Here is a 25945-nt window from a genome sequence, read left to right on the forward strand (position 1 = left end):
TAATTCCCTTCAATAGCTTTACAAGAAAATGGTCTTTAAAATCAAACCTTCTCTTACCAAGCTATCTCTTTCTTTCGGCTAGCTTGTTCTTCAACCCATCGCAAAATCCAAAAACTCATTTTTCAATTCTATTTCTTTCTGACAGCTTTTAGGGTGTTTTATCTAAATACTAAAAACAAGAAAAATGAATCATAGAATTATGGATATCATAAATTTTAAGAACAAGCTGATAATTGCTGGTACAAGATACTTCCAAAACCATACAATGATGGATAGTTTCACTAAGGAGTTTATTGAGTCTAACAACTTGCACCAATTTAATACGCAGTTGGTGTCTGGTGGTGGCAGAGGTGCGGATGAACTAGGAGAGGAGTTTGCAATTAGAAATGGTTTTAAGCTAAAGAAGTTTCTACCGGATTGGTCTCAGGGAAAAAAGGCGGGTCCTTTAAGAAATAAGCAGATGGCAGAATATGCCACTCATTTGATTTGCTTTTGGGATGGTGAAAGTCCAGGCTCAAAAAGTATGATTCAGTTGGCAAGAAGATACGGTTTGAAGTATCGGGTGGTAGATTATAAGCGGAATCGTATTGTTGAGGAAAATGCCGGTCTGCTGTTTAGGAAATAGGTTATGATGATCAGTAGTTTTAGAGTTTATCTTCTTTGGGAGGTAGACTCTTTTTTGATACTGTCGGCAGTCCTATTGCAGATATAAGGAATTATATCTGCAATCAAATTCACCTGTTCATACATTGAAATGTATAAACAATTTCATGTGGCGACAGTGATAAAATGAAGAGAGCTTTGTTTCTTGCCTTGGTGTTGGTGCCCTTTATATTAGCTTACATTTATGTAAATAAAAAATTAGTTTAGTACAAACCTAGTAAGGTCTTTATTTGAATAGGTGTTATACACATTTCAATTCCATATAGTTCAGTGCAAAACTTCATTGATAGAATTGGAGTATCTACTTTACACTTATTTCAATTCAATATAGTTCAGAGCAAAACTGCAGCTTCTGCCATAGAACAAATGAAGTCACGGAAATTTCAATTCAATATAGTTCAGAGCAAAACATGGACATCTCCTTCCTTTCTGTATCGCCATGCGTTATTTCAATTCAATATAGTTCAGAGCAAAACTAAGCAATATTCACGGCCCATTCTGTGTTTTGTCTATTTCAATTCAATATAGTTCAGAGCAAAACTTCATTTCAAGCATCGATTGAACGCGTGGCACGACAATTTCAATTCAATATAGTTCAGAGCAAAACAGTAATTGTCTTACACGTAAAGATCTGTGAATAATATTTCAATTCAATATAGTTCAGAGCAAAACAGCTAGGATTCCTTCCTGGAGATATCAAAGAGAAAAATTTCAATTCAATATAGTTCAGAGCAAAACCCTTGGGCAGCAAATAACCACAAAGCAACTTACTAATTTCAATTCAATATAGTTCAGAGCAAAACTTTCATTAAGAAAGTAAAGATCGTAAGACAAGGTGTATTTCAATTCAATATAGTTCAGAGCAAAACAATCAGTAGCACTACTCCAATCTACTCTTACAGTGAAATTTCAATTCAATATAGTTCAGAGCAAAACCCCCGTAAAAAAGTCTCAAAATTTTCGTAAATATAGCCCAAAAGGCATAAAAACTTGATGAATTTTACATCTAAAGTCGTCGACCTTTATTAATAAGATTTACCTCCGTTTACGACGACTAGTTTAAATTGTTGAAAATTAGATATTTATACATGTCAGTATTGAGTTTGTCAAGTTACACTGAAAATTTTAATTTCCTCGACGACTAAAGGAAGTTATTTATGGATGATTTTTCTTGTCCTATGATTTCTTTGTTTAGCCATTTTTTACTTTTGTTATTGAAGATAATTAATGAGTCACCTTCTTGCATAATCTCATTTGCATCTGCCTTTAAGTTTTCTAATTGAATGTTTGTAAGCTCACCTTCAAATACTGAGTTTTGAATCCAATTGAGATATTTTCGACACAATTTAAGCATTTTTCCACCTCGCTTTGTATTGATATCATATACTAAAATTATATACATACTATTTCTATTTTACTAATGTTTTCCTACTTACCACCATGTTTTAAAACCTTGATACTGTTCGATGCTCATTAGGTGTTTGGAGAGTTTGTAACATTCCAGTTTTATGAGGTGCTTATAGCTTACATGCCGTCCAAGTTTTCTATGTTTGATAGTATCTGTGAGTTTATCATCCCATGCTTTCATCACAATTTTCCGACCTGATTCTTTGAGTAGGCAAGCATTTACTTCATTCCTAAAATGTTTTACCTGAATGTGTTTTTTGTTGACCAATGAGAATATTAATCTATCTACAAGAATAGGTTTGAATATCTCTGCTACGTCTAACGCGAGGGAATACCTTCTGACACCTGGTTCATGTAGAAAACTGATTGTAGGGTCTAGTTGTGTGTGATAAAGCATATCTAGACAGGCTGTGTAACAGATCATATTACAAAAACTGATTAAAGCATTAATTGGATCTGTTGGAGGTTGTCTTTCTCTTCCGTTAAAGGGAAATGTAGGTATAATTTTATTGAAAGCTGAATAATAGACTTGTCTGATATTGCCTTCAATTCCCATTAGCTCATCTACTTTAGTAGTGTGATTGATTTGTTTTATCAGTTCCTCAATAATGAGAATCTCTTCTGCGGTATTTTTATTTCTGTTCTGATAGTATTTCAAATTCTTAAGCATGTTGAATGCTCCAACGTTGATAAACTCTTGGGCTAAGGTGATTCTTTTCATAGGATCACTATAGTGGAGACTTTGCTGTACATGTAACTGCCCTGCTTGTAGATACTCTTTAGGGTAAAAGGAACCGGTGTAATGTTCGTAATAATCAAAAAAATGAACTCCTATTCCGTTTTTACCGAGGAAGTTATAAAGTGCAGAGTTGGCATCAAGGCTTCCAAACACATATAAATTAGCAACTTGCTCAATGGGTAAATATCTTGCTTGTCCTTCGTTTACATTTTCATCTACAGGTACAAATTTCAAGGTATTGTCTTTTCGGCTAAGTCTACCAGGATTAAATAAGTAAAATGATTTTTTCATAATATTGCTATTCTCCGCTCCAGCAAAAGTCAAAATAGGAACACTTTTTACATTTACTTATTTGTAGTCTGTCGGGACAAGTACCTTTGATTATTGTATCTGCTTGGTTAATCCAACTTTCAACAAGGTCTTGATCTTCCTCTGTATCCCAATCTACTGTTTTTGTGATTCTCAATTTAGGATATTCGATAATTGCGGTAGGTTCCGCTATTCCGATCTTATGTAATAGATATAAGTAATATTTTACTTGAGCATTGTGAGCGAATGATTTTTTATTCGATTTTTTGATTTCATGAATTGTATTTGATTTCGGATCAAAAAAGTCAATTTTTGCTATTCCTAAATCTAATTCCTGCCATTTTAGTGCTCTTTGTGGGTAGGTCGTTTCTCCAATCAATTTACCTTCAGCAACAAGCTCAGAGGTACTTTCCATTCTTAAATGATGAGCGTGCAACCAAAGTTTTCTGTGACATAGGTGAAGGTAAGAAACGATAGTTGGTGTTATGGTCATTGTATTGACATGAGGAAAAGAGGTCTCTTAATTTTTCAACTAAGAGACCTCTTTAGGGTTAAAGAGTGACTTTCTCTTGTGCTGGATTGTGCTTTGATAATAGCTCAATTATTTTTGATCTAGCATCATTGATAGCCGTTGGAGAAGCATTAAAACTATTGGAATAAGCAGCTGCAGACTCTGTAATAAATGCATCATCACTTAAAACTAATTGAGCGTGCTCTTCTTGGTCAAGTTCGGCTCTGATTGCTCCTGATACTTCATGTACGTTTGTGGATGTTGCAACCGCCAATATTTCCATCATAGAGAAGTTACGAGATTGATTGGAAGTAATTCTCCAGTTCAAAATACCATCTACAATATGAGGAATAAGCATTTCTCTTTTCTCTTTTGGAAGAATCAGCTGATCGTCTTTCTGCTCCCAACCTTGCTCTAGAAGTTTGTCTTTCACTTCTTCTGTAAGTTCTGAGTCAATTTTAGAAAACTTTACGCTGAAAAGACGGTTGAGATCTATAGCTACATCAAATATAAAAATACCTGTTGCAGATCTCTGCTCTTGAAGAAACTTAGTAGTGAAAGATCTTGAAGAAAATTCTTCTAATAACTGATCAACTGCTTCTTCATCCAAGATATTATCTCCTTCTTTGAATACCACTACATTGTTGTTTCTATCTCTTCTATCGAACGTCCCTGTTGTTTCGTTTACTCCTGCTAAAAGAGGGTGAATAGGTCTCATAGCAGAAATGGATAGGGGAGACCTTCTTTTGATATTTGAAGATTTATTGATATTCATCCAACCACCAAGTAATTGATCAACATAAGTTGGATCACATGGTGTAGAAACTGCACCTTCTGATACTTCAGTTTTACCTTTCTTCTTGGAAACGATATTTTCAAAAGTGGTAGGAGCAAGCTGAAAATTTCCGGAGTTGGCTATTTCTTCGATGATACAACGTTTTACTTGTTGGCCAGAAGAATAAGGTAGTCTTTTATTAAAAGTAGGATCCCAGTAGGTTTTTTGACCATCTGCTACATTGAAAATAGAATGGTCCACTTTTTTAGCGATGCTGATATATAATGTATTCATGTTTTTTATTTTTTTGGTTTAATTGATTAGTTGAATTTTTCCAGCTTGGCATATTCTAGTTTTACCAGTAATGCAAACATCTTGAAGTCTGATTTATTCAGTTTCAGTAAAACAGATTGAATTTCAGTGATTAGGTTTTTATAATCACCTTCTAGATCAGGAATAATTTCACAAAGTGTATCGATGTAATTTGCTTTGGTATTATTACCGAAGAGACCTTTTTCCACCTTGTTTTTACGATCTGTTTTATTTGTGGAGTTTCTATATTCCACTAACATTTTAGCTGTTTCTTCTATTAATTTCTGTGCTTTTTCCAGTTGTGTTCCTAACATTACTAATAGATATGTTTTTAGTTGAAAATAATTTTTTTCATCATACTTATATGCTTTCTGCATTTCGAGCATTTTTTCTAAAGAAGGAGGTTGTAGGGTTCTCATACTTACACGCATAGTATCTACAATTCTCATAGATGATAATCCAAATAATGCTCTAAACTCTTTACTATCTAACTTTTTACCTGTCAAGTGCTCATACATTTTGCTCAGAGATCTACAGTACTTGAAATCAAGAACTAAAAATCCCATGGTAGATTTCATCTGTCCAATAGCTCCCATAGATGGGGTTACTTTGTTTAATTCTTTACCGAAGTACTTGTTCAGTGTAAAGTAAAGCTCTGACCAATAGATAGGTTCTACCATTACTCCTTTTTTATCAGGTTTAAAGAACCCTTCTCTATCTAAAGTTTGAAAGTCTGTTTGACCTTTAAAGTGATTTGAAAGTCTATAATTCAGCCATTGACCATTCCAAGATGCTAACTTATTTGGTTGCAAGTTTGTAGATTCATTATTAAGAAGCTGTCTGTAAATTTTCCATCCCTCAAATACTATGGTGAGTACTTCGGGTTCAGAAAAATATAAATTTTGACCTCCAGCCATTCCAACTTCTAATGAATAGCCTATAAAAGCTAGCATTGAATCTTCTTTTCCGTTTCTCATCAAGATATTAGAAACTCCAAAAGATGTAGCTTTTAATGCTTTCGCATCACTTGCAGGAAACCCAGGTGCTATAGCATCATCAAGAACTTCAAAATCTTTACTTTCATAATCTGCAATATGATCGGCTAGACTTCTATTTTTAAATGCGGCATTTGAAAATGGAGAATTAATACAATATATAAGGTTATTATTCACTCCATCATCAAAAAGAATATGAACACATTCCTTAAAAAAATCTTCTAAAGACTTCTTTTGGGTGTTATATAAAATTCGACCCGTATCTGTTGTTATCATCGTTTATCATTTTAGTATTTAACCCTAACTCTGAATAAGCTCTATCAGGTATTACAAATGGTCTCGCTCCTGTTTCTAGCTGAGCGCAATCACTAACATGATAGGTGCTAGCAGGAATTTCCATCAGCATCTTTTCTTCATAGTTTGCTTTTTCATATTGACTTACTTCTGATTCAAGGATTACTTTTACTGAATCAATTTCAAGAAGTTCTATGAAGGTAGATTTAGTATTACTGCAGAGTTTTTCTATGTTGATGGATTGATCACTTTTGAAAATACAGTGTGTATCAATATCCATAAGATCCACCTCTGGATAGACATAATCAATTTTTTCCTGCATACTCGTCTGGTGAAGAATTGCGTCATTTGGAAGCATTTCGTAGGTTCTGTCTAGTATTTTTAGTTCATAAGGAAGAGCTTCTTTTTCATCTTCTGGAGGTGCAATGACGTAAATTGGTTTATGAATTCTTGTCTTTGCATCTAAAGACGAAGCAACTCTTTTTCGGTGTACTCTGCCTAGTCTCTGTATCAGTGCATCTAATGGAGCTACTTCTGTGACCATAATATCAAAGCTGATATCAAGAGAAACTTCAACGATTTGCGTAGAAACTACAATACATGCTTCTTCCATCGTATTGTAATGGTCGATCAAGTCTTGCTCTTTTTGGTTTCGTTCACCTTTTTTGAACTTACTATGCACCAACATAGTATCTACATCAGGGTAAAGTTCTGATAGGGTAGTATACATCTGTTGTGCATTAGCCACTCGATTACATATTACAAGTACCTTTTGTTTGGCTTTTATTGCTTTTTGAAGTATTGGAAAAGTTGCTTCAAAGTCATCAACCTTATGAATTGTATGTCTGTCATAGCTAGATAGAGTCTCATCATTAAATGAAACTTCATAAGTATCTTCTCCCAATCTTTTCAAGATTTCTTCATACAACTTTGTTGGAATAGTGGCAGTACCTACGTGAATTCTGCACCCTAGACCCTTTAATACTTCTATGAGCTTCAAGACTATTGCTTGTGATGCTCTATTATAAGTATGTACTTCATCTAGGATAATATCACATCCTTTGACATCTAACAGTTGAGCCTCATATCCCTTCAGCCCAAAGATCAAACCTGCTAGTTGATGAGGAGTTAAGATAGTAATACTTGCTCCCACTTTTCCTTGAAGCTCTGTTTCGAAATCAGTACCTCTTCGCACTACTTTAGAAGCAGAGTGCTGTACTCTTAGGTCGAGTTCAGGATTATCTGCTCTTAAGTCTTTACCAATACGGTGAAGCATGGCGTTGATGGAGGCTTGAAAAGGGAGTGTATAAAAAACTCTGCCTTTTGTTCGCTTCATCATAAAATTGGTTTTGCCTGCTCCTGTTGGTGCTACACATAGTGTATGCTTTTTCTCAGATGGAGGTATTTCAGATATTGGATATAACGGGTGGGTTGTGTTGTAAAACCTAAGATCAGGAGTTTTGAACATTCTCTCCAATGAGAGTTCTGTATTGTCTACCATTGCAGATGCAATATGATCAGCGCCCATTAGTATGCCTTTCCATGCTGATACACCAAAATCAATACTTTCACAAAAGTCTAAAACATAATCAAAAGCTTCTCTTGCTTCATCTTCAGAAATATCTCTGTACTCAATATCAAATTCTTTCCATATAAGGGCTGTTTCTTTTGACCATATTTCCCAACCTTCTAGGTGCCAATCGATGAATTCCTCGTCTTCTTTCAATAAATCTAATATCCCTCTGTTACTAGGATCATTCTGTATAGATTTATGATGCGATACGACTAACTCAATAAGTACGTCCCACTCTTCTTTTGGAAATAATGGAAGGAAAAATAAAGACCCCAACTCATGCCGATATGCTTTTTCTGGTCGAATACCTTTTAAAGATTCCTGAAACCAAGGGTGGGCTTTTCCCATATCATGTAAGACAGCACCTTTTTTACAGATTTCTACATCAACATTGAGGTATTGAGCAAATTTGATAATGGAATGATATACATCTTCTGTATGTTCAAAAAGGCTTAGCTGATGCCCTTTATAGTCTTCCGACTTGGCTTTTAGTTTATTAAGTTGTTCTTTCAAAATATTCCAAGTTACCAGTCATTTTATCACCTGTATACCTGTTATATCCTACTACAATAGTGTCCCCTTTTACCAATTCAAAACCTTCGTATTGGAGATCGAACTCTTCTTCAGTTATCTCTTCTATGTGAATGGGGAAGATGATATCCTCATTACGTGCGAGAAATAAATGAGAATTAAATGCTACTTCTGCCTCTTCTTTCGTCTCGAATAACAGTGAAAGTTCTGGATTTAACATAGTGTACCTAGTGGCTATTCCTGTTTCTTTTTGATTCATTTTATTCTTCACAAAGAAACCTCTTCCTTGGACAGTCTCCTGTTGAGGGGTGAGAATATCAAACTTGATTCGATGTCTTTTGATTGCTCCGTTTGCTTCACCGAATAGCATAATTTCCATTCCCATCACCATAGATGGTGTGAGAAATTGCTGCGAGGCAATCTTATCATTTCTTACGGCATCCCAAGGTTTGATGAAACCAAAGTCTCCTTTATATTTTACTGCAAACATAATTATTTACTTATAGCTCCAAGACCAATACCTGTTGAATTTCCAATACCTACATTCCATGCAAAAGCAATGGCTTCAGGTGTACCTTTGATGTATACAGGACATATACTGCATATATTTCTTATATCTCTGTACTTTACTTCAGTGGTACTGCTTTTTTTATAATGAGGGTCAAACATAATCTGAACCTCATCATCATATCCTGCTGCCTTTAATTTTTTATTCATGAGGTCAGTCATGTATTCATCTGCTTTTTTATCACCTGCAAAAAAGTATTTATTATCCCTTTTGACCAGTACTGGAGAATCCACAAAAAAGTGTTCGATTTTTTTATCGAAAACGGGATCTGCCTCAACACTTACTTGGTCTACGGTGATGCCTGAAAACATGGTGTTGTCTTTCTTGATACCGAGAATTATCTTTTTTATAAACTCTTTATCAATAGAAGAGATAAAGAATTTCAAGCCTGATTTCTTTGCTGTACCAAAGTCACCATTGAACTTAATTCCATCAATATTTGAAATTGAGTAAGTGGAATATTTTCCATCATGTGATTGGTAATTGCCAAGCCACTTGTGAAGTGTACCTTTTAATTTAGGTTTATAATACCGAGGTATTTTTTCGGTATTAGTAGTACATGATACGTGTAGTCTCATAAATTGGTCGTTTTGATTAATGTTACTACAATTATAATGGTTAACTATCCAATATTAATGGATAGTTAAAATAAAAATTTATTTTTTTCTGTAATAAGGTGTTCTATTAATGTTGGAGGTTGAATATTTCTTACTTTTCCAGGCATGCTTAATATGAATTGACCGACACCGATATAATCGGCAATATGCCCTTTAAAAATATAGGGGAAGTCTTCGTGTTGTGTATGATTAATTGAACGAATAGCATCGGGGTAAGACTCCTTCAGAATATTGGCTGATAATCTTGTCATTTCGAATTGTATTTGAATCTCATTCTCTTTGATACAAGAAAAACCAAAGCAATCAAAAAATTTAGGTTTGTATCCGTCTTTTAAACTACATTTTTCTTTTGTAATTAGAATTGCTTTTGCTCGTGTTATCTTGAAGTCTTTGAATTTGTTACTATTTAAGTCATACGCGTGCAACCTTCGGTTATAGTCATACAAAGCTGTGGGTTCTAAATGATAATCTTTTACTTTATTACTACTTGGAGATTCGTAATCTATTAATTTGATTCTATAGCCAAAAGTGATTGCATTGGTAACCTTAAATTCTTTGTCAATAATTGAATTAACATGAGCCCAATTACTTTCTGTGAGTGATTTAATTTTTCGTTTGATATTGTCATAATGTTTTCTGTATTCATGACTTGTGGAGGAATATGCTAGTGAAAGGATAGTTTCTTGTTCTTTTTTAGTTAGTGCGTTTCCAATATCGATACTATAGTACGGTTTTAATTTATACGTAAAAGTTCTTGTGCCTAGAATTGTCGTTTTGTTAAAACACTCTGGTCCAAGTAACTCTTTTATGGTATCGAAATCGTTGTAAATCTGAGATCTTTTGATCTCATATTTATTGATAAGTTCTTTAACCGTGTATTCATATTTTGAAAGTTCTTGAATCATATTTAAGATTCGTATAATATAGCGAGTATCTCTTGTCATTAATCAAAAATAAAACATTAGAAATTCATGTTATTTAAGTAAAAGCAAATTAAAAAAATTGGTATAATATATACATAATTTATCAAGATACTTTTGGTCGTCTTTTTCATCACTAATATTGAAATATAACAGAGTATAATATTTTCTCAACCACATTTATAAAAAATTTAATAATACTTATTGTAGTATTTGTATACCTATCAGTAAAAGTAGAAGCTATATTGGTAAAGAAGTAAACTCTTGAGAATTTCTGAAGGTTTTATTGATTGTAGAACTTAAAGAAAAATCTGTTGAACTAGTACTAAAGAATAGTGAAACATCGTAAAGTAGAAAGTTAGTGAAAAATATTCCACTCAGTTTTAAATCACATAAATTCAATTATGGTTAACGACTATAAATACTATGGTTTTAAAAAACAAGTAGATAAGATCAATGTGAAGAAAAAAAACGCACTTAATTAATCTGCTCACAAAAAATCATAATCATGTTAAAGCAGTATAGAAAAATTAAGAAAGACATTAAATCAGATTACAGAAGATTTAAATTAAGTACTACCGAAAACAGAATTCAAGGATAGAATAGAAGATTAATAATCAAAAAATTAAAATAGATGATTTTATGATTAAGCATTACAAAGAGAATTATCGAATTGACATCATAGTCTATGCGTAAAATACATCAAGAACAAATTATCCTTATAACAGAATGATATAGTAACTTAACCTTGCTAAAGGCTATAAAGAAATCACTAACCAGAAACTAGGAAGTAATTTTGAATCAATTTCATGTATTATACAAAGAAAAAATTAGGCTTTAATCCTAATCTTTCCAATTATACTTAAACACTTAGTGAAAGAGTATCAAATATTATTTTAATAATGAATTAATAAAAAACACACCTTTCTATCAATTGTAAATTCATCTCAACTTTAAAAACTGTTTATTTAGTTTATAAATTTCAATATGGCACATCGGATAGGAATCATGGGAGGGACCTCAATTAAACCGGTTTATTTTTTCGTAAATTTTAAGTATTTATTCATATATCCAAAAGGATGTCACTTGTATAGAAACTCCTTCTTTATCATAGACATGAACAACCATTTCTTGGAATCCGGCCGCTCTTAATCTTGCTCTAACAACAGAATCATTTAGTACGTTCTTTCTTACGTACTCACGTACATGATCTTTATCTACGTTTGACAAACCATATACAGATGGTACAAAGAATTGTTTATAAACATTGATCTCCGTTTTATAGTAATCAACATGACCAAAGTATGAATAGTCATTGAGAAATTTTTTACAGAAAGATGTCTTGTGATAATCTTGTGCATTTGTTACTGCAAGAAATGATAAAAGCATTACGATTGATATAATTAAATTTTTCATTGTTTTGTTTATTGTTTCTTAAATATAGAACCATTCCAAATGATGTAATCTGTTTTCTCTAAAGGTCTGAAATCAACCAATACAATTTGATCACTCACATTGCGGTATCTAAGGAAGTGATTGTGGAAATCTTCAAACTGGTGTTCTCTATAAGGTGTCCATCCTTCAGGAGCAGTGAAAACACCATTATTGATTTTAATTGTCAAATTCCCTGCTGTATTTACATATACACCATTCGTTTCTTTCTGTTGTACATTGTAATCGAAGATTTGCTCAATATGGGATAACCAAACAAGTTGATCTTCAAAGTTTGGAGAATATGTTAAATCTTTCTTTTCTAACTCTGTTTTTAAATTGTTGACCTCATACATTTCATTATCTCCCGATTGAATAAGAAACTTGTTCTCATGATTTGTCATTTGATAACCTTGCTGCCAAACGACCATTGAGTCGTTTTCAATTCTCCCAACTTGAACATTGAAAAATGGATTGGTCGTTGTGGAAGATGTGTAATATCTACGTACTTCACCACCATTGATGTAATACGTGTATTCTTGGATACCTCTATATTTTGTTTTTGACGAAAAGTAAACTCCATTTTTGAAAATGCCCGTTTGAGGTGCACCTGGAAAAACTTCTTTTTTTTCTGAACAAGATACTAATGTGATTAATAGTGCGAAAATGCTTAATACTCTTTTCATCTTTAGTTTATATATCACTATGTCTTAAGTCTTTTTCATACGCAACAAGGAATTTATTTTCAAATACAGCACCTACCGAGTAACGACCCTTTGTTTTAGTGTAATTGATTATGAATCCGTAATACTCATGCTCAGTAGAACCTGAATAAACTTTTCCTTTTTCGTCATCAATTATTAATTGAAAACTCACCCCCAAATGGTTTTCAAGTGCTTGTTTTAAATCAAGTGCCTCGGAATAGGTTATGTGAGCATTATCAAAATAACCTGTGTTAGAGTCATAATTTATACCAGTGCCGATCACAATTTTGTACACTTTATTATCTACAACATTAGTTGAAAGGATCATGTCATAACCAGCAACTGTTACTTCTCCAGTTTCTTCAATACCCCACTCTCCAAGGGTTCTATTTTTGATGGTTGTTTGCGCATTAGCAACTAACGTAAAAAGCAATGTGATTAAAGTTAATACCTTTTTCATTTTAGTTTATGTTATTGTTGGGGAGATTAGTTTTCTTTTGTTGTTCTTAAATACTTAACGGCTTTAAAGGTGAAGCTGATACCAATTAGTGATGCTATTGTAAGTACACCTTCGATGTCTTCAAGGAACTCATTCCAGATGTCGTTGTAAACATGATATCCTGCGATACATGTTATAGAAATAATGAATACTGAAACGAATGTTCCGATATAATATTTAAAATTTTCCATTTTTAGTTTTTTTATAGTTGGGAGAAGGCCAAGTACAAATCTTCTCCCCGAATTAATCAATTACAACTACACAGAATTTATTTTCTTCTGATTGGTTGGTAAGTATATCTCATTGCACCTTCAAAAATTCACTTATGTTGAGGTAGTTCAATTACCTTGCTACCGAACTAGTCTCTAATTTGTTGGTTAATTACTGGGAATGTATCCAAACCGATGAGTCCTTTGGAGTTGATTATCACAACATTTGTAGCAAGATCAGTTGCATCTTCTCTTGAGATTTTGATCCACTCATATTGACCAAGTTTACCTGGAAGGTTATCTAATTCTAAGAAGTCTTCAGGAGAAGCTACACCTTGATTCTCCGAAATGAACTACTATGAATGGGTTGGTTATTGCTTTGATTATTATTTTCATAACTCTATTTAGTCTATTATTTACTTTGCTTCTTTAGTCCATTTATCGACTACTTCGATGCTATTGTTATTGTCATTTACATCAGTTATGATGATCAAATTACTATTTGACCTAGATGATATTCCTACTCTATAACTATTACCATCTACTGTAGCAGTCATGCCCTTTGGCCTATTATCGTAATGTCTTATTAGTTTAACATTAGCATCCCATGTATTTACATATGTGACATTCCACTCCATTTCCATATACTCTACAATTCTCGTAGGTTGTGGAGTCGGTTCATTTTTAGAACTACATGAAGATAATACTAAAGCTACTAAGATTGATATAACTACTGTTTTCATTTTCGTATTTGTTTTATAGTTCAGTTCTAAGTTGGAACACCCAGTGAACCTCTGCTCTTTTCTTTATACTTTTGTAATTTAAATTTCCATTTTGGAGTGTTTGTTTACTCCTTCAATTATATAAGGGAAAATCCTGATAAAAAAACCTATTGTCTGAAGAAAAAAGTTTATATGAAACTATACTGTCTTGGAAATCATTTGGTAAATACCATTTGACTGTAGATAATACAAAGAGAATAAGGTGCGTTCTAAAGCTGTTAATATTGTATTTATGTGGAAAGACTTGAAACCTCCAATGGCTTTAACTGAAATGGAGCAAACTATATTTAATGCATTAAATATGGATGAATTAAAAAAGAACTACCTTATTTCGATAACTTAGGTTATGTTAAATAGTAATATAAAATTACTTATCAATTCATCTTTTACACCTTCACAAACACCAACTCCCTAAACACTTCCATCTTCTCAGCAACCTCTACCACTTGTCTCTCAAGTACTCTAATCATCTGCCCTGTTTCAGCATTTACAATACCAATCCTTTCAGCTTGCTCTTGTTGTTCAGCCTTCTCAATAGCGAACTCCATTGGCTTTAATGGTACTGTAAAAAAGAAGAAGTCTGTCTGTGCAGCATAGGTACTCAGTGAATTTGGTATCATTCATCAGATCTGACTTAGAAACTTTGCTCTCAATTCCGGCAGTCATCAGTTCATCACCATAAGTAGGGTAATGTGGCTTAATAGTCATGATAGCATCGAATCTTCTACACTGTGGTTTTGGTTATCCAAATCAAGTTTTTTCTTCTGTTGCTATTCTTACCGTTACTTCTTTAAAAGCGTTATTCTCTGGTGGTGTTTTAATCTTGGCGATAAAAGGATAATGCCTCATACATAGTTCCTTCACTCACTCGGTTTTTAGTGTCACTGCATCATAAACTTCTTCAGCGGTAAGTGCCTGTTGATGCTCTCCTAGTGATACAGAATACCTTTCATTGAATTGAACGTCTTGATCGGTAAGTTGCTCATCTTTGATCTTGTTCCAGGTTTCTCTGATCTCTTTGGTTTGTACCTCTCCACTCAAGATCTTCTGTGCTTGATCGTTGATGATATGGCTAGGGGACATGCTTCTCTATCTTAGCAAAGGTTTCTAGTTGGTATGGTGTTGAAGTGGCCTGTTGTAAGTCGCTTGGATTCTTGGATTCGTTAATCCCAGCTAGGTTTTAGAAGCTTTGAAGATTCGCCAAATATAGGACCGCTACGTTGGTAGAGTAAGATACATGATCCACCCATGCTGAAAATTCTTAAAGTTTTCGGAGTATAATTGCTGACTTTTTACGATTAACATCAACTCTTCTTCCAAGAGCGTTTTTCTTTGGGTAATAAGTTCTGAAGCTCAGTTTCTATTGATGTCAGGGATGGTGTGGATTGTTTCATTTTTTACTCTGCTAAGTAGAGTATATATACTAAGTTTCTTTCAAGAAGCTATAATAATATAAATGACTTTAAAAGAGCTAAATAAGGTAATTATTGGCCTTATTAAAGTAATCGATAGAATAATAAAACTCGTTTATATCATCAAAAATAGATTTTCACTTAAACCTTTATAATCTAAAATTTCATGTTGAATACTACAACAGCTTTCAGAATCTTTAATGTGATTGTGTACTTATACTTATTGCTTTAAACTGGATAACGTCTTCTACTAATTCAGCAGTTCAACAAAATACCATTGCACTACATACTTTATGTCATTTGGTCGGATGGTACTTACTCTCAAGAGTTCTTGAACCAAGTTTTCAAAAAGATGCAAAGGTAGAAAAAGAGACTGAATCAGTTTAATTAAAATTCAAGACACTAAAACCAAAAAAATGTATACACAAATCACTAAATCTAGACCATTAAAAAGTGTAATGCCCTGAAATAACGATACAATTTTTCAGTGTAAAATATATTAATACAAGACTCAGTAATTGATTAATTATTGGGTCTTATTTTTTATATGTTTTTCTCTTAAGGCCTCTAGTTTTATGCATTCGAGAAGGAATTTTATATAAAAATACATATGAGTTCTGACCAAATTATATGATTTAATACAATCTTTTAAATAAGCCTCAAATATTATTACGTAGTTTACATTTTTGCTGAGATTACAATCATGACTGATGGTCCTATTTATTCTTTCCTTAATAATATTTATATAATTTTTTTCATACTCGTTATGATCTACTTTTGAGTCTCTTTTTCTAAATGATTATTTGTTCTTAGTAGTTTCTAATTCCATTTTTAGTTCTAATAATACTTGTTCTGGTGTTTTCTTTTTCATGGTATTCACTTTATGGTCCCAATCAAAATCACCATATTTTTGCAATCAGGACTTCATTATACTGTTATCCTGAATTCCATTTTTTTGTTGAGCTGCTTTTAGACTAAGTGGGCCATTTTCATCTTTAAAGATTAATTGAAGTTTTAAAGATTGTGAGTAATTTTTCTATGTGCGTTTAATGTTCTGATGATTTTAATTTTCTTCTATGATAGCGAATATTTTAATGCATCGTCATTATAGGATTAGACATGATATAAAAAAAGGGTCCATTAGGCTTCTTTTTTAATTCTAAAAATTTTATACAAAATCATAAAAATATTGTACAATATTAAACTAAATGATGCCATATATTTGTATCATCAAAAAATAATAATCTAATAAAATAATTACTATGAAACCTATACTATTATTTATAACATTGCTGATTTTATTCATTTTACCTAATGTAAAAGCCCAAAATACAACATCAATGCAAGAAGAATCTATTAAAGCTTTAGACCCTGTTGCCAACATATATAAATTGATGATTCAAAACAACATGAACATTGGTGAAAATGCAGGCAACACACTATGGATCAATCCTGCCGTACCTATCGATATCTCCGATGACATAAAAATGATCAATAGATTTACAATACCTATTTCTACTAGATATAATGCTAAATCAAATATTAGTGAAACAAATATTGGAAATATCAATTATCAAGCATTTTTAACCAACAGTAAACCAATTGGTAATTCTTTGGTAGTAGGTATTGGTCCATCAGCAAATTTATATACTAGTAATTTTAATGAAACTGCTATGCATGGTGATGATTTCTGGGGATTAGGACTTGCAACAGCAGTAGCATATAAAAAGAAAGGATTTTATGCTATGTTAAACTATACACATACTTGGAGTGTAGCAGGTAATGATATACAGGCATCTCAACTATATTATATTTTGAGTTACTCTTTTCCAAGTGGATTCTCTATCAGTTCTCAGCCAACAATAAACTATAACTCAGGAATTGAAGGTGATACTAAATGGGTGGTTCCTGTAGGTCTTGGAGTAGGTCAAATGTTTAAATTAGGTAATGGTAGAATGATGAGACTTTCTACTGCTGGTTACTACAATGCCGTTAGACCAGAATCTATGGCAAAATCTGAGTGGATGTTCCAGTTCAATGTTATGTTTATGCTAAATGGAAAGAAAAAGAAATAAGAAAAAACACAAAGAATAAATTATCCTTCCCTACAGATGATGCAGAAAAAAATCAGTTTTCTTAGCCTTGTTAGAAGCTACAAAGGAATAGACTATGCCGATCAGAAAGTGGGGAGTAATTTTGAATCAATTTCAAGTATTATAGTACTTACACACTTAATGAAAGAGTTCAATTCGATAGATTAAAGTTTAACCAGTTAAAGGATAGTCATCACTTCCCTATGTTTAGTAAATACTCCTTCTTGGAAGAGAAAGAAGGAATAGTATCTAAATTTATAAATTTCAAGGTTTGGAGGAGTTGATGATAAACTTTCCGTTACTTCTTTCTCACGCACCCAACCTTACTTCACTTTATTTCATTCATCATTCTTTCTTAGGTAGGAGTAGCTACTTTATTTGTTGTGATGATGACTTGGAGTAGGGTGAAGTTAACTAAATAGTGGTTCAAAGTCGCAAACTATAATGTTCCCTAAATAACATTACCCCTTATTAGTTCGTCATTATCTTTCACTCCGCTCATTCAAACCAAAATCAAACTTCTTACTAAGCATCTTGACTTACATTCTTTTAGACTGCTACCAATCCATAATTTGTTACCCATTTCGTTAAAGCAACCCTCATCAAAGGGAGATAACGGTTGGAAATATAATTGATTATTTAAGTTTTTTACCACCCATTATTTTCTTTTTCTAACCCCGCCCAACAGATAGACTCACGCTCAGAACAGAACTTGAAAAAATTCTAAGATCAGAAAATGTAGCATTCCAATTTTATGTGATCTGCTCTAAGATCGCTTGTAGGAATAAGAAATGTATGTATAAGGTTTTATACTGTTATTATTTCTTCATCAATTTCAGGAATCTTCTGACTACCAAATTAGAAGATCAAAAAATATATGATAGACTAACCCTATTCTATAAACTTTCATATTAACTAATTGATGAGGTAGGGAAATAACAAGCTTCTTCTAAATATAAATTGTGGTATGCTACTCCCAAATCACAAATCAACTTCACAATCATCATGTTATATCCCTTTCCTCTCTAATTTTCATGGAAATATTCCCATTTCAATGATGTGATTTTATCACATCAATCCATCTTATCATTGTAGTGAAATGAGGTGATTAACATTTTCAAAATACAGATATACAGCAAGTTATATGTTTAATTGAATGATGATGTCTTTTTGATGATATATAAAATTACACTTTCATAATGAATCCCCTCCATATTTGTAATCACAAAACAATCGTAAAACTGAACTCTATTTTTCACTAAGCAAATCATCTGAATTGGTGAAATCAACTTACTCTCTTATCTGTATGAAATTTATTAATAAGACAATATTATTACTTTTAGGCTGTTCCATTTTATTATCGTGTGAACAGAAGAAAAAAAACTTCGATTGGGAAAGTTATAGCCAAGATCCATTGATTGAAGAGAAGGTGGACTCAGTGTTATCTTTGATGACTTTGGAGGAGAAGATAGGACAAATGACACAGTTCTCTGGACATGGAACACTAACTGGACCGCAGATCAATGACGACTTTAAAGAGTACTTGGAGAAGGGACAAGTAGGAAGTATGTTCAATGTTTTTGGAGCGGAAGGGTTACGTAAACTACAGGAGCAGGCAATGAAGCATTCTCGTCTTCAAATTCCAATTTTATTTGCAGCAGATGTAGTGCATGGATATAAGACAACTTTTCCAATGCCATTGGCAGAGTCTTGTAGCTGGGATTTAGACTTGATGGAGAAAAGTGCTAGAATTGCTGCTATTGAAGCGACTTCGGCAGGGATCAGCTGGACGTTTGCCCCCATGATTGATATTGCTAGAGACCCGCGTTGGGGAAGAGTGATGGAAGGTGCCGGTGAAGATGTTTTCTTAGGAAAAGAAATCGCAAAAGCAAGAGTCAATGGTTTTCAAGGTATCAAAAGTTATGAGGACTTTAGTGAAATGCATACCATGTTGGCTTGTGCGAAGCATTTTATTGGGTATGGTGCAGCAGAAGCAGGAAGAGATTATAATGCGGTAGATGTTTCTGATAGAGTATTAAGAGAAACGTATTTACCTCCTTTTAAAACATCAGTTGAGAATAAGGTAGCCACATTTATGACCTCTTTTAATACAGTCAGCGGAGTACCTGCCACTGGTAACAAATACTTGTTCAAAGATATTTTGAGAGGCGAATGGGATTTTAAAGGTATGGTAGTAACGGACTATACGGCCATCAATGAAATGATTCCTCACGGTTATGCTAAAGACCTCAAACAAGCGGCAGAGAAAGCTTTAAATGCTGTGATTGATATGGACATGAATGGAGCTGCTTATATTCAAAACCTTAAAAAATTAGTGGATGAAGGTGCTGTATCGGAAGGTCAAATTGATGTTGCGGTTGCTAGAATTTTAGAATTGAAATTCTTATTAGGATTGTTTGAAGATCCTTATAGATATATGAATACCAAGCGTGAAGCGGAAAACACGATGAAAGAAGAGTTCTTGGTAGAAGCATTGAAAGGAGCGGAACGTTCTATCGTATTATTGAAAAATGAGAAAGAGCTATTACCGTTAGCTGAAAATACAAATAAACGTGTTGGTTTGATCGGTCCAATGATCAAAGATAGAAAAAGCCTAAATGGAGAATGGGCAATTCAAGGTGACCGTTCTAAAAGTGTGACTGTTTATGAGGGCGTCACTAACCTTTTTTCAAATGCTAAATTTAGCTATGCTAAAGGTGCTGATTTGATGGGAGGAAGTGACGCCAAAGAAATTCAGAAGGCTGTGAGAGTAGCCAAAAACAGTGATATTGTTTTCTTGGCTTTGGGCGAAGATTTCAATTGGTCTGGTGAAGCGGCAAGCAGAACGGATATTCGTATTCCAAAAGCCCAACGAGAGCTAATGCACGCGATAAAGAAAACGGGAAAACCTATTGTTTTGATCTTATTGAATGGAAGGCCATTGGATTTATCATGGGAAGATCAAAATGTGGACGCGATTGTTGAAGCGTGGTACTTGGGGATTAAAACTGGTGATGCTATTGCGAATGTATTGGCAGGAAAGTACAATCCCTCAGCAAAATTGACCATGACGTTCCCAAGAAATGTAGGACAAGTGCCTATCTACTATAATGCTTTAAATACGGGTAGGCCATTCGACCAAAACAACCCTCAGGATTATAAATCATTCTATTTAGATGTAGAAAACTCTCCTCTCTATCCATTTGGTTACGGATTAAGTTATACTTCATTTGAGTATGTTGATATGCAATTATCAACTGATGAATTAAAGGAAGGAGGTACAATTCAGGCATCTATTACAGTGAAAAATACTGGCAAATATGATGGAGAAGAAGTAGTTCAGCTTTATACTCAAGATATCTTTGCATCTGTTGCTCAACCAGTAAAACAACTGAAAGGCTTTCAAAAAATTAAACTCAAGAAAGGAGAATCGAAAAAAGTAACATTCGATATCACTCCTGATATGCTATCAATTCTTGATATCAACAAAAACATAGTAACTGAAGAAGGGAAGTTCAAAGTTTGGATTGCTCCTAACTCTTCAAATGTTCAGAATGAAGCTATTTTTTCATTCAAACACTAAATCTTACTTTCTAAGTTAAAATGTAACAATAAATAGTATTAAAAAAGAGAGAATTGTACATTGGAAATCCGACCAAATCAATATTTAATCGTGATGAATAAACTACGCTCTCTGGAACAAAGATGTAAAACTGAAGGATATCTTGGTAAAGGATTATCAAAACGAAATATCATTGCTAATAAGTGCTCACCGGTCCACTTATCGATTAATACTTATTTTGTTGACTTCTATATTTAGTTGGCAAATAGGTACAAATGAAAATGGTCTATTACGTCAATATTTTCCCAAGAATTTAATCTATTAATACAATTACAGGGGAACTGTCGAATATAAAATTAATAATAGACCAAGGAAAGTTTTAAATCATCATATCAGCATATTGATTCAATTTTCTCTCTCGAAAATATGCTATAAAAGTGTTGCATGTAAAGTTAGAACTCAAGAATGAAGTTACTGCAATAACTATTATTATCTTAATAAAATGACTATGAAAAAGTTATTACTAACACTATTTTTTAGTATTTCTTGTATATCTCTGTACGCCCAAAATACACTTTCTGGAAAGGTGAAAAATAGTACAGGAGATGGCGTAATCGGAGCTACAATCCAAATTATTGGAACTCAAAAAGGGTCAATTACTGACTTCGAAGGAAATTTTAAAATCGATGGAATTCAACTCAACGATTCCATTCAAGTCTCCTCTATTGGTTATGTAACGGAGACAAGAGTAATCTCTAGTTTTTCACCTATTCAAGTGTTCTTGAATGAAGACATGGAACAACTTGAAGAAGTGGTGGTTATCGGTTATGGTGTCATGAAAAAGAGTGATCTAACAGGTGCCGTATCGAGTGTGAAGAGTGAAGATGTGGAGAAAATTCCAGCTTCAAACCCTTTACAATCTTTACAAGGTAAAATATCAGGTGTTCAGATTACTTCAGGTAACACACCAGGTAGTTCACCGAAGGTACAGATCAGGGGGGTCGGCACCACAGGTAATTCGAGCCCGCTGTATGTTGTGGATGGAATGCTTTTGGATGATATCAACTTCTTGAGTTCTAATGATATCGAATCAATGGAAGTCTTGAAAGATGCCTCAGCAACGGCAATTTATGGCTCAAGAGGTGCCAATGGTGTGGTCATTATCTCAACAAAACAAGGTTCGAAAGGAAAGGCAAAAGTGACTTTGGGCTCTTATGTAGGTATGCAACAAGTAGCGGCGCGACCCAATATGGTAAATGCACAAAAGTATGCTATGCTTCAAAACGAGATCATGAACAACCAAGGTTCAGACTTGATTTACACACAAGAACAAATCAGGAACATGGACAACGGTACAAATTGGATTGATGAAGCAACACGAAACGCACCAATCCAAAATTACCAAGTGGGTGTTTCAGGTGGATCATATAACATGATGTACAATATCACGGCAGGGTATTTCAATCAGTTAGGTGTTGTAGAAGGATCAGGTTACGACCGTTTCAACTTAAGAATCAACAATACGTACAAATTAGCGAAGAAAGTAAAAGTAGGTCATAATATCGCTTACTCTACTTACAACAGTACGAATGAAGGTGTGGATTTAGGAGATGCCTATAAAGCAGACCCAACAATGCCGGTCTACGATCAGAATGGTTACTTTGGTACTTCTAATAATAATGATATTGGTAACCCTATCGCTTCTTCTTATTACAAAAACGACTTCAGTAGTGGAGACCGTTTGGTAGGTAACTTCTTTTTGGACTATAAAATCACTAAAGGCTTAATTTTCAAAACAAGCTTAGGTGTAGATCGAGCGACAAACAAAGGAACGAGATATACTCCTGTATTCTTCGTAAGTGGTAAGCAATTCAATGATGTAAGTAGATTGTCGCAAGAAGAAAACGTATTCAATGCACTACTCTGGGAAAACACGATGAGCTTTATGAAGCAGATCGGTAAGCATAGCATCAATGCTGTAGCAGGTATTACCACTCAAAATAATACAATGCAAAAGTGGGAAGGTTCAGAAAATGGAGTACCTAATAACAGCAATATGTGGTACTTGGGTACTGGATTGGTAGACAGTAGAAATATTATTCAAGAAGGGGCCTCAAACTCCTATTTGTCTTTCCTTGGTAGAGTGAATTATACATTCGATAATAAGTACCTTGCAACAGCCTCATTTAGAGCGGATGGTTCTTCTCGTTTCGGAAAAGACAATAAGTTTGGTGTCTTCCCATCATTGGCTTTAGGTTGGAGAATTTCGGAAGAAAACTTCTTGAAATCTAGTGATTTGATCAACAACATGAAACTAAGAGCGAGTTGGGGTAGAATTGGTAATGACAAGATTGGGGATTACAGTAAGTATTCATTAATCAATAATAACTTAAATCCCGTTTTTGGTTCTGATCAAACATTCCAACCGGGTGGTACTGTAATTAATATGGCCAATGCTAACCTTCGTTGGGAAACTGTAGAACAATTAGATATTGGTATAGAAGTAGGTTTCTGGGGCGATAAATTAACGATAGATGCAGATTACTATCACAAAATGACAAAAGACATGTTGGTTTATATTACTCCTCCTGGTTTAGTAGGATCAAAAGGTGCTGTGCCTTCTAATATTGGTGAAATCTTGAATAAAGGTATTGATTTAAGTATCCAATGGAATCATAAAATCGGAAAAGTACAATATAATATCGGAGCCAATGTATCTACAATTCACAATGAGGTAATCGCATTAGACCCTAACAACCCTTTTATCTATGGAGGTGATTTAGGTAATGGTCAGCAAGTTTCTTTGACTACACCAGGTCAAGCAATTGGTTCATTCTATGGCTATAAAACAAATGGTGTATTCCAAAATCAAGAACAGATTGATAACATGCCATCATTGCCAGGAGCACAGCCAGGTGATATTATATATCAGGATATCAACGGTGATGGTGTGATTGACGAGAATGATAAAACGTTTATCGGAAGTCCAATACCAAGCTTAATTTATGGTATTAACTTAGGGATTGCTTATAAAAACTTTGACTTGTCAGCCTTATTCCAAGGACAATCAGGCAATCAAATCTACAATGCAAAAAAAGCAGTACGTTGGGGTACGACTAACTTCGAAGAGTCTTTCCTAGAAAGATGGACAGGAGAAGGCACAAGCAACAGCGAGCCAAGAGTAACCAATGGAGGTGTAAACTATGAAGTATCAGATCGCTTTATTGAAGACGGGTCTTACCTTAAACTAGCAAATATCACTTTAGGGTATACTTTGCCAGAGCATGTGACCAATAAAATATTCATTGAAAAATGTAGAATTTTTGCAGCCGCATCCAATATTTATTTATACCAACCTTATCAGTCGTATAGTTCAGAAATCATTTCAAATTCACCACTTAATGCAGGAATTGATTTCAATACTTATCCATTGACTGCTACTTACACATTAGGTATTAACGTGAACTTCTAATTGTACTGAAATGAAAAAATTATTCTTATATACCATTACACTTTTACTTTTAGGTTCTTGTTCAAACCTATTAGAAAAAACACCTCAAGGACAGGAAACATCTGCGGATTATTTTAAAACTCAAGATGGAGCCTTAAAAGCTACAAATGCGATTTACGAAAGTTTGAGAGGTTGGAATACAACTGCTTGGGGCCCAATAGGGTTAGTAGATATTGCTTCTGATGATGCCGATAAAGGATCAACATCAACGGACAGTTATGATATGATTGAATTGAATAATGCTTCATATTTACCCAACAACGGTACCATCCAAGGGTATTACAATGAGCATTATCAAGCAATCAATCGTACTAACCAAGTAATTATTAATGTTCCTGAGGGTGAGTTTGATGAAAACTTGAAAGCAAGATATATTGCTGAAGCGAAATGTCTTAGAGCATTTTTCTACTTCAACTTAGTAAGAGCGTATGGAGGTATGCCTATTGTGGATCGTTTATTAAACCCAGAAGAGTACAAAGTATCACGTTCGACAAAAGAGGAAACATATGCTTTTATCATCAAGGATTTGGAAGAAGCAGTGGAAATTCTGCCCACAAAATCACAATATGATTTATCTGAACTTGGTCGTGTGACTAAAGGTACAGCACAAGCATTATTGGCAAAAGTATACCTTTTCCAAGCATCATTTTCAGGTTCAAATGAAGATTACCAAAAGTCATTGAACGCGGCGGAAGCTTTAATTCAGTCAGGAGAGTATAGCTTGTACCCGAACTTTGCTGAGATCTTTAGATTGGAAGGTGAAAACTGCTCTGAGTCTATTTTTGAGGTGCAAACGCATGATTTCCAACAAGGTGGAGGGAGTAGTCAATTCACTGAAATTCAGGGTATCCGTTCGAATGTATTGAATAAGGGTTGGGGTTTTAATATTCCATCAAAATCACTTAGAGATGCATTTGAAGCCAATGATCCTCGTTATGATGCCACAATCATCACAGCAGGTCAAACATTGTATGACGGTGAAGTAATGCCAAGACCAGAAGATGGAATATTCGGAGATAATTCAGACCCCATTAACGAATTCTATAGTTATAAGGTTTATTCTCCTTCACATAATGGAGGGAATAACAATAGCCCAATGAACATTAGATTGTTGAGATATTCAGATATAATCCTTGTAGCGGCAGAAGCATCTAATGCCTTAGGTAATTCGTCAAAGGCCTTAGGTTACTTGAACAGTGTTAGAGCTAGAGCCCGTACAGGTTTAAATGTTTTACCGGATGTAACAGTGTCTGATCAAGTACAATTAAGAGAAGCTATTTGGAATGAAAGACGTGTCGAATTAGCCATGGAACAGCATAGGTATTTTGACTTGATGAGGATGGATGATGTGTCTCCAGGTTACGCCAAAAGCAAGTTAGTTGAGAATGGTGATAACGTTTTTGATGTTGCTAAAAATAAGGTCTATCCCATTCCACAAGCTGAAATTAATGCTGTAGGAAGCGACATTTTGAAGCAAAATCCGAATTACTAATAAAGATATTTAAACTAGCGTACACCATTGTTAAAA

22 protein-coding genes and 1 CRISPR repeat array are annotated in these 25945 nt (G+C 33.9%); of the genes, 6 read left to right on the plus strand and 16 right to left on the minus strand.

What is annotated here, in order from left to right:
• The first annotated feature begins 184 nt into the window (after positions 1-184).
• Positions 185-625, plus strand: coding sequence for an SLOG family protein (locus HGP29_RS22745; protein ID WP_168884751.1), 441 nt, complete (start codon positions 185-187; stop codon positions 623-625).
• 287 nt (positions 626-912) lie between these two features.
• Positions 913-1599: direct repeats of the CRISPR family, unit length 30 nt; unit sequence ATTTCAATTCAATATAGTTCAGAGCAAAAC.
• Positions 1600-1804: 205 nt separating this feature from the next.
• On the opposite strand, the gene cas2 is transcribed toward HGP29_RS22745, so the two are convergent.
• The 15 genes from cas2 to HGP29_RS22825 all read right to left on the minus strand — a co-directional run bounded on the left by cas2 (position 1805) and on the right by HGP29_RS22825 (position 14459).
• Positions 1805-2065 (minus strand): CRISPR-associated endonuclease Cas2, encoded by a 261-nt coding sequence (cas2, locus tag HGP29_RS22750; RefSeq protein WP_168884752.1) that lies wholly within the window; start codon positions 2063-2065, stop codon positions 1805-1807.
• 30 nt (positions 2066-2095) lie between these two features.
• Entirely contained in the window at positions 2096-3100 is a 1005-nt protein-coding gene (gene cas1b, locus HGP29_RS22755) for a type I-B CRISPR-associated endonuclease Cas1b (protein ID WP_168884753.1), read from the minus strand.
• Between the two features lie 7 nt (positions 3101-3107).
• On the minus strand, positions 3108-3611 hold the full coding sequence (locus HGP29_RS22760; protein WP_168884754.1) for a CRISPR-associated protein Cas4: 504 nt from the start codon (positions 3609-3611) through the stop codon (positions 3108-3110).
• Positions 3612-3669: 58 nt separating this feature from the next.
• Positions 3670-4698: a CRISPR-associated protein Cas7 gene (locus HGP29_RS22765; RefSeq protein WP_168884755.1), complete on the minus strand. Its 1029-nt coding sequence runs from the start codon at positions 4696-4698 to the stop codon at positions 3670-3672.
• A gap of 26 nt (positions 4699-4724) precedes the next feature.
• The gene (locus tag HGP29_RS22770; protein ID WP_168884756.1) at positions 4725-5987 is read right to left on the minus strand and encodes a hypothetical protein; all 1263 of its coding nucleotides are present in this window, start codon (positions 5985-5987) and stop codon (positions 4725-4727) included.
• Positions 5953-8091, minus strand: coding sequence for a CRISPR-associated helicase Cas3' (gene cas3 / locus HGP29_RS22775; RefSeq protein ID WP_168884757.1), 2139 nt, complete (start codon positions 8089-8091; stop codon positions 5953-5955). The genes HGP29_RS22770 and cas3 overlap by 35 nt, the downstream gene beginning before the upstream one ends.
• A complete protein-coding gene (locus HGP29_RS22780; RefSeq protein ID WP_168884758.1) occupies positions 8075-8599 on the minus strand; it encodes a hypothetical protein in 525 nt (174 codons plus the stop codon). The genes cas3 and HGP29_RS22780 overlap by 17 nt, the downstream gene beginning before the upstream one ends.
• 2 nt (positions 8600-8601) lie before the next feature.
• Positions 8602-9255 carry a CRISPR-associated endoribonuclease Cas6 gene (gene cas6 / locus HGP29_RS22785; protein ID WP_168884759.1) on the minus strand — a complete coding sequence of 218 codons (654 nt, stop codon included), beginning with the start codon at positions 9253-9255 and terminating at the stop codon, positions 8602-8604.
• 65 nt (positions 9256-9320) lie between these two features.
• Complete coding sequence (locus HGP29_RS22790) at positions 9321-10199, minus strand: helix-turn-helix transcriptional regulator (protein WP_168884760.1); 879 nt, start codon at positions 10197-10199, stop codon at positions 9321-9323.
• Between the two features lie 1074 nt (positions 10200-11273).
• Positions 11274-11630, minus strand: coding sequence for a hypothetical protein (locus HGP29_RS22795; RefSeq protein WP_168884761.1), 357 nt, complete (start codon positions 11628-11630; stop codon positions 11274-11276).
• An 8-nt stretch (positions 11631-11638) separates the two neighbouring features.
• A complete protein-coding gene (locus HGP29_RS22800; RefSeq protein WP_168884762.1) occupies positions 11639-12331 on the minus strand; it encodes a hypothetical protein in 693 nt (230 codons plus the stop codon).
• Positions 12332-12338: 7 nt separating this feature from the next.
• On the minus strand, positions 12339-12809 hold the full coding sequence (locus tag HGP29_RS22805) for a hypothetical protein (protein WP_168884763.1): 471 nt from the start codon (positions 12807-12809) through the stop codon (positions 12339-12341).
• A gap of 26 nt (positions 12810-12835) precedes the next feature.
• Positions 12836-13039: a hypothetical protein gene (locus HGP29_RS22810; RefSeq protein WP_168884764.1), complete on the minus strand. Its 204-nt coding sequence runs from the start codon at positions 13037-13039 to the stop codon at positions 12836-12838.
• Positions 13040-13473: 434 nt separating this feature from the next.
• On the minus strand, positions 13474-13800 hold the full coding sequence (locus HGP29_RS22815; RefSeq protein WP_168884765.1) for a hypothetical protein: 327 nt from the start codon (positions 13798-13800) through the stop codon (positions 13474-13476).
• A gap of 425 nt (positions 13801-14225) precedes the next feature.
• On the minus strand, positions 14226-14459 hold the full coding sequence (locus HGP29_RS22825) for a hypothetical protein (RefSeq protein ID WP_168884767.1): 234 nt from the start codon (positions 14457-14459) through the stop codon (positions 14226-14228).
• Positions 14460-14545: 86 nt separating this feature from the next.
• Here HGP29_RS22825 and HGP29_RS29020 point away from each other — a divergent pair, with 86 nt between their 5' ends.
• Positions 14546-14680 (plus strand): hypothetical protein, encoded by a 135-nt coding sequence (locus HGP29_RS29020; RefSeq protein ID WP_262889546.1) that lies wholly within the window; start codon positions 14546-14548, stop codon positions 14678-14680.
• 23 nt (positions 14681-14703) lie between these two features.
• On the opposite strand, the gene HGP29_RS22830 is transcribed toward HGP29_RS29020, so the two are convergent.
• The gene (locus tag HGP29_RS22830) at positions 14704-14922 is read right to left on the minus strand and encodes a hypothetical protein (RefSeq protein ID WP_168884768.1); all 219 of its coding nucleotides are present in this window, start codon (positions 14920-14922) and stop codon (positions 14704-14706) included.
• A gap of 1591 nt (positions 14923-16513) precedes the next feature.
• Here HGP29_RS22830 and HGP29_RS22835 point away from each other — a divergent pair.
• From HGP29_RS22835 to HGP29_RS22850, 4 genes are all read left to right on the plus strand, one after another.
• A complete protein-coding gene (locus HGP29_RS22835) occupies positions 16514-17326 on the plus strand; it encodes a hypothetical protein (RefSeq protein WP_168884769.1) in 813 nt (270 codons plus the stop codon).
• Between the two features lie 1324 nt (positions 17327-18650).
• Positions 18651-20927, plus strand: coding sequence for a beta-glucosidase BglX (gene bglX / locus HGP29_RS22840; RefSeq protein WP_168884770.1), 2277 nt, complete (start codon positions 18651-18653; stop codon positions 20925-20927).
• Between the two features lie 487 nt (positions 20928-21414).
• Positions 21415-24378 carry a SusC/RagA family TonB-linked outer membrane protein gene (locus tag HGP29_RS22845; protein ID WP_168884771.1) on the plus strand — a complete coding sequence of 988 codons (2964 nt, stop codon included), beginning with the start codon at positions 21415-21417 and terminating at the stop codon, positions 24376-24378.
• A gap of 10 nt (positions 24379-24388) precedes the next feature.
• A complete protein-coding gene (locus HGP29_RS22850; protein ID WP_168884772.1) occupies positions 24389-25909 on the plus strand; it encodes a RagB/SusD family nutrient uptake outer membrane protein in 1521 nt (506 codons plus the stop codon).
• Positions 25910-25945: the final 36 nt, after the last annotated feature.

This window comes from Flammeovirga agarivorans (assembly GCF_012641475.1).
Taxonomy (GTDB): Bacteria; Bacteroidota; Bacteroidia; order Cytophagales; family Flammeovirgaceae; genus Flammeovirga; species Flammeovirga agarivorans.

What these genes read in the sequence shown, in the direction of transcription:
- HGP29_RS22745 (WP_168884751.1), top strand. Translation starts at nt 185, where the DNA reads ATGAATCATAGAATTATGGATATCATAAATTTTAAGAACAAGCTGATA.
- cas2 (WP_168884752.1), bottom strand. Translation starts at nt 2,065, where the DNA reads ATGTATATAATTTTAGTATATGATATCAATACAAAGCGAGGTGGAAAA.
- cas1b (WP_168884753.1), bottom strand. Translation starts at nt 3,100, where the DNA reads ATGAAAAAATCATTTTACTTATTTAATCCTGGTAGACTTAGCCGAAAA.
- HGP29_RS22760 (WP_168884754.1), bottom strand. Translation starts at nt 3,611, where the DNA reads ATGACCATAACACCAACTATCGTTTCTTACCTTCACCTATGTCACAGA.
- HGP29_RS22765 (WP_168884755.1), bottom strand. Translation starts at nt 4,698, where the DNA reads ATGAATACATTATATATCAGCATCGCTAAAAAAGTGGACCATTCTATT.
- HGP29_RS22770 (WP_168884756.1), bottom strand. Translation starts at nt 5,987, where the DNA reads ATGATAACAACAGATACGGGTCGAATTTTATATAACACCCAAAAGAAG.
- HGP29_RS22780 (WP_168884758.1), bottom strand. Translation starts at nt 8,599, where the DNA reads ATGTTTGCAGTAAAATATAAAGGAGACTTTGGTTTCATCAAACCTTGG.
- cas6 (WP_168884759.1), bottom strand. Translation starts at nt 9,255, where the DNA reads ATGAGACTACACGTATCATGTACTACTAATACCGAAAAAATACCTCGG.
- HGP29_RS22790 (WP_168884760.1), bottom strand. Translation starts at nt 10,199, where the DNA reads ATGATTCAAGAACTTTCAAAATATGAATACACGGTTAAAGAACTTATC.
- HGP29_RS22795 (WP_168884761.1), bottom strand. Translation starts at nt 11,630, where the DNA reads ATGAAAAATTTAATTATATCAATCGTAATGCTTTTATCATTTCTTGCA.
- HGP29_RS22800 (WP_168884762.1), bottom strand. Translation starts at nt 12,331, where the DNA reads ATGAAAAGAGTATTAAGCATTTTCGCACTATTAATCACATTAGTATCT.
- HGP29_RS22805 (WP_168884763.1), bottom strand. Translation starts at nt 12,809, where the DNA reads ATGAAAAAGGTATTAACTTTAATCACATTGCTTTTTACGTTAGTTGCT.
- HGP29_RS22810 (WP_168884764.1), bottom strand. Translation starts at nt 13,039, where the DNA reads ATGGAAAATTTTAAATATTATATCGGAACATTCGTTTCAGTATTCATT.
- HGP29_RS22815 (WP_168884765.1), bottom strand. Translation starts at nt 13,800, where the DNA reads ATGAAAACAGTAGTTATATCAATCTTAGTAGCTTTAGTATTATCTTCA.
- HGP29_RS22825 (WP_168884767.1), bottom strand. Translation starts at nt 14,459, where the DNA reads ATGATACCAAATTCACTGAGTACCTATGCTGCACAGACAGACTTCTTC.
- HGP29_RS29020 (WP_262889546.1), top strand. Translation starts at nt 14,546, where the DNA reads ATGATAGCATCGAATCTTCTACACTGTGGTTTTGGTTATCCAAATCAA.
- HGP29_RS22830 (WP_168884768.1), bottom strand. Translation starts at nt 14,922, where the DNA reads ATGTCCCCTAGCCATATCATCAACGATCAAGCACAGAAGATCTTGAGT.
- HGP29_RS22835 (WP_168884769.1), top strand. Translation starts at nt 16,514, where the DNA reads ATGAAACCTATACTATTATTTATAACATTGCTGATTTTATTCATTTTA.
- bglX (WP_168884770.1), top strand. Translation starts at nt 18,651, where the DNA reads ATGAAATTTATTAATAAGACAATATTATTACTTTTAGGCTGTTCCATT.
- HGP29_RS22845 (WP_168884771.1), top strand. Translation starts at nt 21,415, where the DNA reads ATGAAAAAGTTATTACTAACACTATTTTTTAGTATTTCTTGTATATCT.
- HGP29_RS22850 (WP_168884772.1), top strand. Translation starts at nt 24,389, where the DNA reads ATGAAAAAATTATTCTTATATACCATTACACTTTTACTTTTAGGTTCT.